The 9,731-nt window shown below is 73.0% G+C and carries 8 protein-coding genes; 5 read left to right on the top strand and 3 right to left on the bottom strand.

What is annotated here, in order from left to right; genetic code table 11:
• Positions 1-77: 77 nt before the first annotated feature.
• The 3 genes from AC2TEW_RS25555 to AC2TEW_RS25545 form a co-directional block, all read right to left on the bottom strand.
• Positions 78-1,013 carry a hypothetical protein gene (locus AC2TEW_RS25555; RefSeq protein WP_484625684.1) on the bottom strand — a complete coding sequence of 312 codons (936 nt, stop codon included), beginning with the start codon at positions 1,011-1,013 and terminating at the stop codon, positions 78-80.
• 281 nt (positions 1,014-1,294) lie between these two features.
• On the bottom strand, positions 1,295-2,515 hold the full coding sequence (locus AC2TEW_RS25550) for an acetyl-CoA C-acetyltransferase (protein WP_484625683.1): 1,221 nt from the start codon (positions 2,513-2,515) through the stop codon (positions 1,295-1,297).
• An 84-nt stretch (positions 2,516-2,599) separates the two neighbouring features.
• Positions 2,600-3,661 carry an SGNH/GDSL hydrolase family protein gene (locus tag AC2TEW_RS25545; protein WP_484625682.1) on the bottom strand — a complete coding sequence of 354 codons (1,062 nt, stop codon included), beginning with the start codon at positions 3,659-3,661 and terminating at the stop codon, positions 2,600-2,602.
• A gap of 160 nt (positions 3,662-3,821) precedes the next feature.
• Here AC2TEW_RS25545 and AC2TEW_RS25540 point away from each other — a divergent pair, with 160 nt between their 5' ends.
• The 5 genes from AC2TEW_RS25540 (at position 3,822) to AC2TEW_RS25520 (ending at position 9,668) form a co-directional block, all read left to right on the top strand.
• The gene (locus AC2TEW_RS25540) at positions 3,822-5,222 is read left to right on the top strand and encodes a cystathionine beta-synthase (protein WP_484625681.1); all 1,401 of its coding nucleotides are present in this window, start codon (positions 3,822-3,824) and stop codon (positions 5,220-5,222) included.
• 480 nt (positions 5,223-5,702) lie between these two features.
• The gene (locus tag AC2TEW_RS25535; RefSeq protein ID WP_033822257.1) at positions 5,703-6,029 is read left to right on the top strand and encodes a hypothetical protein; all 327 of its coding nucleotides are present in this window, start codon (positions 5,703-5,705) and stop codon (positions 6,027-6,029) included.
• A gap of 196 nt (positions 6,030-6,225) precedes the next feature.
• A complete protein-coding gene (locus tag AC2TEW_RS25530) occupies positions 6,226-7,497 on the top strand; it encodes a L,D-transpeptidase (protein ID WP_484625680.1) in 1,272 nt (423 codons plus the stop codon).
• A gap of 182 nt (positions 7,498-7,679) precedes the next feature.
• Positions 7,680-9,080: a hypothetical protein gene (locus AC2TEW_RS25525; protein WP_484625679.1), complete on the top strand. Its 1,401-nt coding sequence runs from the start codon at positions 7,680-7,682 to the stop codon at positions 9,078-9,080.
• A 90-nt stretch (positions 9,081-9,170) separates the two neighbouring features.
• Positions 9,171-9,668: a DUF1203 domain-containing protein gene (locus AC2TEW_RS25520; RefSeq protein ID WP_484625678.1), complete on the top strand. Its 498-nt coding sequence runs from the start codon at positions 9,171-9,173 to the stop codon at positions 9,666-9,668.
• The last annotated feature ends 63 nt before the right edge of the window (positions 9,669-9,731 follow it).

Genomic DNA, 9,731 nt, shown 5'->3' with positions numbered 1-9,731 from the left:
ACCCCCGTCCCCGCCCACGCGCTCGATCCCCCCCCCCCCCCCCCCCCCCCGCCGCCGGTCACCGCTGCGCCTGCCGGTCAGATGCTGGCGACCACCCGGTCGGCCAGCACGTAGACGGTGTCCTCGTCGGTGGAGAAGGTCAGCGAGTACGAGCCGGAGAACCGCGAGCCGCCGAGCAGCCGGACGTCCTCGCCGCCGCGGACGGCGTCGATCAGCCGGTAGGCCGCCTCCCGGTCGCCGGGCGCCACGCACAGGGTGGTGCCGTCGGCGAAGGCGTACACGTCCAGGGTGCCCAGCGGGCCGGGCCGCACGTCGGTGAGGCCGACCTTCTCCTCGGCGAGCGCCGCCAGCCGGTCGTCGGTCCACTCGCGGGACGGCGTCGGGCTGGGGATGAAGTCCGGGTGCGAGGGGTGCCGGCGCGGGTCCGGGGCGGTGGCGGGCTCGGTGTCGGCGTCCAGCAGGCCGGCGTCCAGGCCGGTGGCGAGCAGGTCGGCCTCGCGCCGTGCGCGGGCCTCGCCGGTGTCGGCGGGGTGCGGGGCGCCGCCGCCGTGGCCGGGGTGGGCGGGCATCGACGGGTGGACGCCGCCCTGGGCCGGGCCGCCCTCGTTGATCAGGTCCTCCAGGGCGGAGCGCAGCGCCTCGCCGAAGGCCGGGTCCATGGTGCCGGCGTTGCCGGTGGTGTCGGCGGCCTCGTCCGGGCCGGTCGGCCGCGGGAAGAACAGCGGCCACTCCTCGCCGACGGTGGTGAAGGGGGCGTCGAACAGCGGGGCGTCCTCGGCCGCCCTGGCCTCCTGCTCGGCCCAGAACGCGCGGGCCTCGGAGATCTCCCGCTCCCGGTCGGCCGCCAGCGCCTCGGTCACGGCGCGGCGTATCACGGCCTCGTCGACCACGGCCGGGGCAGCGGCCGGGGCGGCCTGGTCGTTCAGCCGGCTTGCGACACGGCGCAGTTGGAGCAGGACGCCGGTCGACACGGCGATCAGGATCAGCAGCAGGACGGTGTAGACGGCGCTCACGGAACGTACTCCTTGCGAGGAGTGGAACGGGGTTACGTCTCCACACTGCCGCATGAAAGGCAGATGCTGCAGTGGCTGATGTCCGTTTTATGTGTGACTTTCCCCCTTGTCCCCAAATTGTTAGGTAATACCGTTCTACGCTACGCAGTTGATCCATTCCGGACTGTCGATGAAACCGGCTGAATCGACAACGGGAAGGGCCGGATCACACCTGGAGTGTGATCCGGCCCTCAATTACTCTCGGTGAGCCCGAACGGGTGGTGCGGGCCTGCCCGGTGGGGTCAGCTGAGGCGCTCGATGACCATCGCCATGCCCTGGCCGCCGCCCACGCACATGGTCTCCAGGCCGAACTGCTTGTCGTGCCACTGCAGGGAGTTGATCAGCGTGGTGGTGATCCGGGCGCCGGTCATGCCGAAGGGGTGGCCGACCGCGATGGCGCCGCCGTTGACGTTCAGCCGGTCCAGGTCGATGCCGAGGTCCCGGTAGGACGGGATGACCTGGGCGGCGAAGGCCTCGTTGATCTCGACCAGGTCGATGTCGCCGATGGACAGCCCGGCGCGCTTCAGCGCGTGCCGGGAGGCCTCGACCGGGCCGTAGCCCATGATCTCGGGGGAGAGCGCGCTGACGCCGGTGGAGACCACCCGGGCCAGCGGGGTGATGCCGAGCTCGCGGGCCTTGGTGTCCGACATGATCACCAGGGCGGCCGCGCCGTCGTTCAGCGGGCAGCAGTTACCGGCGGTGACCGTGCCGTCGGGGCGGAACACCGGCTTGAGGCCGGACACGGCCTCCAGCGTCACACCCGCGCGCGGGCCGTCGTCGGCCGAGACCACGGTGCCGTCGGGGGTGGTGACCGGGGTGATCTCGCGCTGCCAGAAACCGGCCTTGATGGCGGCCTCGGCGAGGTTCTGCGAGCGGACGCCGAACGCGTCCTGGTCGGCCCGGGTGACGCCCTTGAGCGCGGCCAGGTTCTCCGCGGTCTGGCCCATCGCGATGTACGCGTCGGGGACCAGCCCGTCCTCGCGCGGGTCGTGCCACTCGCCGCCGCCCTCCTCGGCGCGCTTGGCGGTGCGGGCCAGGGCGTCGTCGAAGAACGGGTTGAGGGTGCCCGGCATGCCGTCCGAGGTGCCGTTGATGCTGCGCGAGACGGTCTCCACACCGGCGGAGATGAAGACGTCGCCCTCGCCCGCCTTGATGGCGTGCAGCGCCATCCGGGTGGTCTGCAGCGAGGAGGAGCAGTAGCGGGTGATGGTGGCGCCGGGCAGGTAGTCCATGCCCATCTGGACCGCGACGATCCGGGCCAGGTTGTGGCCCTGCTCGCCGCCGGGCAGGCCGCAGCCCAGCATCAGGTCGTCGATCTGCCGCGGGTCCAGCTCGGGCACCTTGGCCAGCGCGGCGCCGATGATCTGCGCGGTCAGGTCGTCCGGGCGGACGTCCTTGAGCGAGCCCTTGAAGGCCCGGCCGATCGGCGAACGGGCGGCGCTGACGATGACGGCTTCGGGCATGACGGGCTCCTCGATGCGTGGCCTGGGCGGGCGAGCGGATCCGGGCGCACGGGGGCCCGAGGCCGCTCGCAGGGAAAGTTACCGCTAAGTAGCCCCGGCGTCACCCGCCCCCGGGTGTGAGTTGGCCGACGCGGCCTCCGGCTCCGGCGCGCCGCCCGCGCCGGGCAGCCCGAGCCGCAGCCGGTGCCGCAGCTGCGCCCAGCGCCGGCCGCCCTCCGGGCCGACCGCCACCACCTCGGTGCCCGACTGCCCGGCCGCCGCGGCCGCGGCCACCGCGACCGGCAGCACCGCGTCGCCCTGCACCGGCCCGCCGCCGCCGGTCTCCTCGGGCCAGACCTCCAGGGCCGCGCAGAGCGAGGGCAGCAGCGCCATCGCGGCCGTCGCGTAGCCCTGGGCGGACGGGTGGTAGCGGTCGGCCGCGAACATCTCCGGCCGGGCGGCGAACTCCGGACCGAGCAGCGAGCCCAGCGACACCGTCCGCCCGCCGGCCTCCACCACCGCGATGGTCTGCGCCGCCGCCAGCTGCCGGCTCACCCGCCGGGCCACCCAGCGCAGCGGCGGCCGGACCGGCTTGATGGTGCCGAGGTCCGGGCAGGTGCCGACCACCACCTCGCAGCCCGCCCCGCGCAGCGCGGCCACCGTGTCCGCCAGCTGCCCCACGGCCTGGGAGGCGCGGCTGCGCCGGGTCACGTCGTTGGCGCCGATCATGATCACGGCCAGCTCGGGACGGAACGGGAGCGCCCGCCGGACCTGCCCGGCGAGATCGCAGGAGCGTGCGCCCGAGGCGGCGACGTTGTGCAGCCGGACCCGGCGCTCGGCGACCGAGGCCAGCCCGCAGGCCAGCAGCGCGCCGGGGGTCTCCTGCCCGCGCAGGACCCCGAGCCCGGCCGCGGTGGAGTCCCCGAGGAAGAGCAGCCGCACCGGCGGCCGGGTGTCCGCGGGGTCCGCGAACGCCTCCCCGTACACCCCGTCGGCGCGCGGAGGATCGCCCTCCAGCAGGCCGATCGCGCGGATCGCCAGCCTGCTCTCGGTCAGCAGGACGCCCGCCACGCCGACCCCGAGCAGGCCGATCCCGCCACCGCCGTAGGCCGCGGCGGTCGCGATCCTCCGGGCCACCCGGGCCCTCGACGCCTGTGCCCCTGGCATCCGGCACCCCCTTGTCCGTCCGCCGCCGCAGCGGCTCGTGCGGCGGCTCCGTACTCCTTGGTACCCGCGTGGACCCGCGCGCTATCGGCGCCCATCGGCCATCCGTGGCCATAGGCTTTGAGTACCCACAGTCACAGCAGCCAAGTCCGGGAGGATCCCCGTGCGGTACCACAACTCGATCATCGATCTGGTCGGAAACACACCTCTGGTCAAGCTCAACAAGGTCACCGACGGAATCAGTGCCACGGTGCTGGCCAAGGTCGAGTACTTCAACCCGGGCGGCTCGGTGAAGGACCGGATCGCGATGCGCATGATCGAGGCCGCCGAGGCCTCCGGTGCGCTCAAGCCGGGCGGCACGATCGTCGAGCCGACCTCCGGGAACACCGGGGTGGGCCTGGCCATCGTGGCCCAGCAGAAGGGCTACAAGTGCATCTTCGTCTGTCCTGACAAGGTCTCCACCGACAAGATCAACACGCTCCGGGCCTACGGCGCCGAGGTGGTGGTCTGCCCGACCGCCGTCGCGCCCGAGCACCCGGACTCGTACTACAACGTCTCCGACCGGCTGGTCCGCGAGACCCCGAACGCCTGGAAGCCGGACCAGTACTCCAACCCGGACAACCCGGCCTCGCACTACCACTCCACCGGCCCGGAGCTGTGGGAGCAGACCGAGGGGAAGATCACCCACTTCGTCGCGGGCGTCGGCACCGGCGGCACCATCTCCGGCACCGGCCGCTACCTGAAGGACGCCTCCAAGGGCGCGGTCCAGGTGATCGGCGCCGACCCGGAGGGCTCGGTCTACTCCGGCGGCACCGGCCGGCCGTACCTGGTCGAGGGCGTCGGCGAGGACTTCTGGCCGACCGCCTACGACCGCGAGGTCGCGGACCGGATCGTCGCGGTCTCCGACAAGGACTCCTTCCAGATGACCCGCCGCCTCGCCAAGGAGGAGGGCCTGCTGGTCGGCGGCTCCTGCGGGATGGCCGTGGTGGCCGCACTGGAGGTGGCCCGCGAGCTCGGCCCGGACGACGTCGTGGTGGTGCTGCTGCCCGACGGCGGCCGCGGCTACCTCTCGAAGATCTTCAACGACGACTGGATGGCCGACTACGGCTTCCTGCCCACCGCCGAGGACGAGGCGCACATCGGCGAGGTGCTGGCCCGCAAGGACGCCGTCGAGCACGAGGGCATCCCGCAGTTCGTCCACATGCACCCGAACGAGACGGTCGCCGAGGCCGTCCGGGTGCTGCGCGACTTCGGCGTCTCCCAGATGCCGGTGGTCTCGCCGGGCGCCGGGCACCCCGACATCATGGCCGGCGAGGTGATCGGCTCGGTGGTCGAGCGCGAGCTGCTGGACGCCCTGTTCGCGCAGCGGATCAAGCTCACCGACAGCCTGGACAAGGTGATGTCCAAGCCGCTGCCGGTGGTCGGTTCGGGCGAGTCCGTCACCAGCCTGATGGCGGTGCTGGAGAAGGCCGACGCGGCCGTCGTGCTGGTCGAGGGCAAGCCGCAGGGCATCGTCACCCGCCAGGACCTGCTGTCCTACCTGACCAGCCGGGCCGGTCACTGACCACGGGTCAGCGGCCTTGACGGGCCGGACGGGTGAGGACGGGCCGGCCCGGCGGTTGGTACACCGACGTCACGTCCGCGCATCACGGGGTTAACAACCGTCCGGCAATGTAGTGGTCGACGGCAAGACGCCGAGCACGGTGGCAGCGGAGGTCGGGAGCGGCTCCCCGGCATCGCAGCCACCACGGACACGTCGGTCGGCCCTGACCCGGCCCACCGTGTCCTGCGCGCGGGGGCTGCCGTCGTCCCGCCCCTGCCGGCTCCGGCCGGGAGGGTGTGGTGGCCCCCGCGCCACCTATCGCGCCGAGAGGCGCGTCTCCGCGGCTCCCGGGTGGGGGAGCCCCTGCGGAGGCGGCAGGGCCGGTACCCGTACTCGGGCACCGGCCCTGCCGTGTTCGGGCGCCCGCTTCCCGGCCGGGCGCCGGACCCGGGTGCGCCGGCCCGTTTCCGTGCGGCGGCCCGCTCGCCTACCCTCGCAGGCATGACCAGCACTGATCTTTCCGGGCAGGACGCCCCGCGCTACGTCCGCCTCACCATAGAGCTCATCGCGGAGATCACCGACGAGCAGGCGCTCAAGGCCGCGGCCCTCGCCCAGGTCGACGCCGACGAGTACCTCGACGACGACGAGCGCGCGCAGTCCGTCGAGGCCATCGAGGTGGACCCGTCGGGTTCGCTCGCCCACTTCGTGGACCCCGTCGCGCTGCTCGGCGAGGTGCCGGGCGTCGAGCTGACCTCGGCCACCTGGGAGTCGGCGATCACCGACTACGACCCCGAGGACGAGACCTGGGAGGAGCACGAGGTGGAGTAGCCCGTCCGGGCCTCGACCCCTGCCGCCGCCCGTCCCGGAGCATCCGGGGCGGGCGGCTTTTTCGATCGTTTGTCCGTTCTGATGGGATCTTGAGTATTCTCGAACGGTCTCGACCATTTCCTCACGGAACCGCAACAAGTCTCGATTGCGTCGGTTCTACCGATATGCCGGCAACGCGAGCAGCAGGGAGTCCGCAGTGACCGCACCGGAGAAGCCGAACCGTCCGCTCGGTGGCCAGTGGACGCGGCGTGGCGTGCTGGCGGGTCTGCTCGGCGCGCCGGTGCTGGTCCTGGCGGCCTGCGACAGCGACAGCGGCGGCAGCAAGAGCGGCTCCTCGGAGAGCCCGCTGGCCCCGCAGGGCGGCACCGCCACCCCCAGCAGCAGCCCGAAGGCCTCGGTGGCGAAGATCACCGTCAAGCCGGCCAACGGCACCACCGACGCGCCGTTCGGCGACCCGGTCAAGGTCACCGTGACCGACGGCAGCCTGCGGGCGGTGGCGCTGGTGGACGCGACCGGCGCCGTCATACCCGGGCAGCTCAGCCCGGACGCCTCCACGTGGACCTCGACCGGGCCGCTGGTCTCCGGCACCAAGTACACCGTCTCGGTGATCGCCGACGACCACAGCGGCCGCGAGGCCGACGCCAACACCAGCTTCGCCACCGCCACCCCGGCCAGCACCTTCGTCGGCTACTTCACCCCGGAGGACGGCTCCACGGTCGGCGTCGGGATGCCGATCTCGATCCGCTTCAACAAGGCGGTCACCAACCGCGCCGCCGTCCAGCGGGCCATCTCCGTGGTGGCCGACCCCGGCGTCGAGGTGGTCGGCCACTGGTTCTCCAGCACCCGGCTGGACTTCCGGCCGCAGCAGTACTGGGCCAAGGGCACCAAGGTCACGCTCAGCCTCCGGCTGAAGGACGTCGAGGGCACCAAGGGCGTCTACGGCATCCAGTCCAAGGACGTGACCTTCACCATCGGCCGCAGCCAGACCAGCGTCGCCGACCTCGCCGCCGACACCCTCACCGTCACCACCGACGGCAGGGTCACCGCCGTCTACCCCGTCATCGGCGGCTCCCCCGAACACCGGACCTGGGGCGGCAAGCTGGTCATCTCCGAGCAGTTCCAGCAGACCAAGATGGACTCCGCCACCGTCGGCCTCGGCGACGAGTACAACATCCCGGACGTGCCGCACGCCCAGCGCCTGACCGCCTCCGGCACCTTCATCCACGGCAACTACTGGTCACCCGCCTCGCAGTTCGGCAAAGCCAACACCAGCCACGGCTGCATCTCCCTGCGGGACGTCCAGGGCGGCACCGACCCGAACACCAACGCGGCGAAGTTCTACGCCAGTTCGCTGATCGGCGACGTGGTCGAGGTGGTCAACTCGGGTGACAAGCAGGTCGACCCGGCCAACGGCCTGAACGGCTGGAACATGACCTGGACCCAGTGGAAGGCCGGCAGCGCCGTCTGACCAGCCGCCACCCGCCCGCCCTCCCCCGAACCGGGAGAACGGCCCCGGATCCGACCACCGCCACCCGCGGCCGGACCCGGGGCCGACCCCGTTCCGGGGACCGTCCGCACCTGGGTATACCTTGGGGCCCGTCCTCAGCCAGAGGTGAAGAAAATCGGTACCCGCGGTGCCCGGCGCGTGCTTTGCTGACCGCTGACCCCGCATCGGTACGCCTGCCGCCCAGCGCGCACGCCCGGGCCGCCGTTCCCCAGGAGACAGCCATCAGCACCGCCACCCGCCGCACCGTCCGCGCGGCGATAGCCTCGACCGCCTGCACCGTGGTCCTCGCCGCCGGACTCGCGGCCTGCGGCACCGTGGAACAGCTCAGCGCGGCCCAGGAAGTCTCCACCGCCTTCGGCAAGCTCGGCCAGGCCAAGAATCTGCGCGCCGAGCTCACCCTCGACGCCACCGCCGACCAGCTGGTCTCGCTCTCCGAACTCGACCCCGCCGGCGAGCCGCTGAAGCGCTCCGACGCCCAGCAGATCGCCGACCTCAAGCTCAGCATCGCGCTCGGCGCCGACAAGCCGCTGGCCGAGCTGGACGGGCTCAAGGCCCCGGCGGCCGGCGCGGCCGCCGCGGGTGCGGGCCAGGACCTCGACTTCGAGTACCAGCTCGCCGCGAAGAGCGGCAAGACCTACCTGGACCTGCGTCAGGTCGACGCCAAGGTCTACGCCAAGGCCGACCTCGACGCCATCTCCCAGCTGGCCGGCGAGGAGGCCGCCGACGTCCGCGGGATGGCCGCCGAGCTGCCGCCCGAGCTGAAGACCGTCAAGGACGGGCTGTCCGGCCAGTGGGTCTCGCTCGACCCGGCGCTGCTGGAGAAGTTCGCGGGTGCGGGTGCCGGTGCCGGGAGCACCCGTCCGGGCAGCCCGAAGGGCACCCCGTCGGTGGACCCGAAGACCGCCGAGAAGATGTTCGACTCGCTCAAGCACGCCTTCGCCGAGAACGTCACCTTCGACGACCTGGGCACCCAGGACGGCACCCGGCACATCCGGCTCAACGCGCCCAGCCGCCCGCTGATGGAGGCCCTGGAGGGCGCCGTCCGCCCGGCCGCCGAGAAGTTCCCCGGCTTCCCCGGCATGGAGCGGTTCCCCGGCCTCGGTGACGACTCGTCCGAGATGCCCAACCGCACCCTGCGGGCCGACCTGTACCTCAAGGGCGGCGCCCTCTCCTCGATCGCGGTCGACCTGGCGCAGTTCGAGGGCCAGGCCGGCCTCGGACTGCACGTCCCGCTGAAGCTCTCGTTCACCGGCGAGGCGGCCGCCCCGCAGGCCCCGGCCGGCGCCGAGGCCATCACCGAGCAGGACATCGAGGCCTTCGCGAAGTTCGCCCAGAGCCAGGCACCGGCCCACCCGGGCACCGGCACCGGCGACGACGACGCCGACTTCGAGGACTACGGGGACGGCGGCCCGGCCGCACCGCTCACCGACGCCCAGATCAAGGAGCTGGTCGGCCTCGGCCTCGACGAGCGCACCGTGAAGGCGATGAACGAGGCGGGCCTCGGCTACCAGGACATCAAGCGCCTGCTGCCGCAGAAGAGCTGACGCCCACCCCTGCTCCTGCCGGCCCGGCCGCGGTGACGCGACGTCCGATTCCCGCCGGACCCGCGGCCGCAGGCCGGGCAGGCTGGGGACATGACCACCCCAGAACCCACCCTGGACGTGCGCCCGGTCGACCCCGAGGTGCTCCGCACCCTGCGCGCCGTCGACGACGCCGGCCGCCCGCCCGTCCGCTCCACCGACACCTCGGGCGGCTCGCCGCTGCGCTGCTGCCTCACCCGGGCCAGGCCCGGCGAGGACGTCCTGCTGCTCTCGTACGCGCCGCTGCGCCGGTGGGCCGCCGGGACGGGCGCCGACCCGGGGCCGTACGACGAGACCGGGCCGGTGTTCGTCCACGCCGACGAGTGCCCCGGCCCGGCCGGCGGCTGGCCGGGCGACCTGCACCAGGGCGAGCGGGTGGTGCGCTGCTACGACGCGGGCGGCCGGATCCTGCGGGGCCGGGCGGCGGGTCCCGCCGAGGTGCGGCAGGTGGTGGCCGAGGAACTGGCCGACCCGGGCGTGGCCGTGGTGCACGTGCGGGCGCTCGCCTTCGGCTGCTTCCTGCACGAGGTGCGGCGCGGCCCGGCGGTATGACATCCGTCATGGCGGACCCGTGCGGTGCGGCCCTGCCGGGGACCCGGCGGCGGCCGACAGGAT

The organism is Kitasatospora sp. NEAU-CNBT7 (assembly GCF_057220535.1).
The sequence above is the reverse complement of the archived record's forward strand: the minus strand, read 5'-3'. Positions and strand labels throughout refer to the sequence as shown.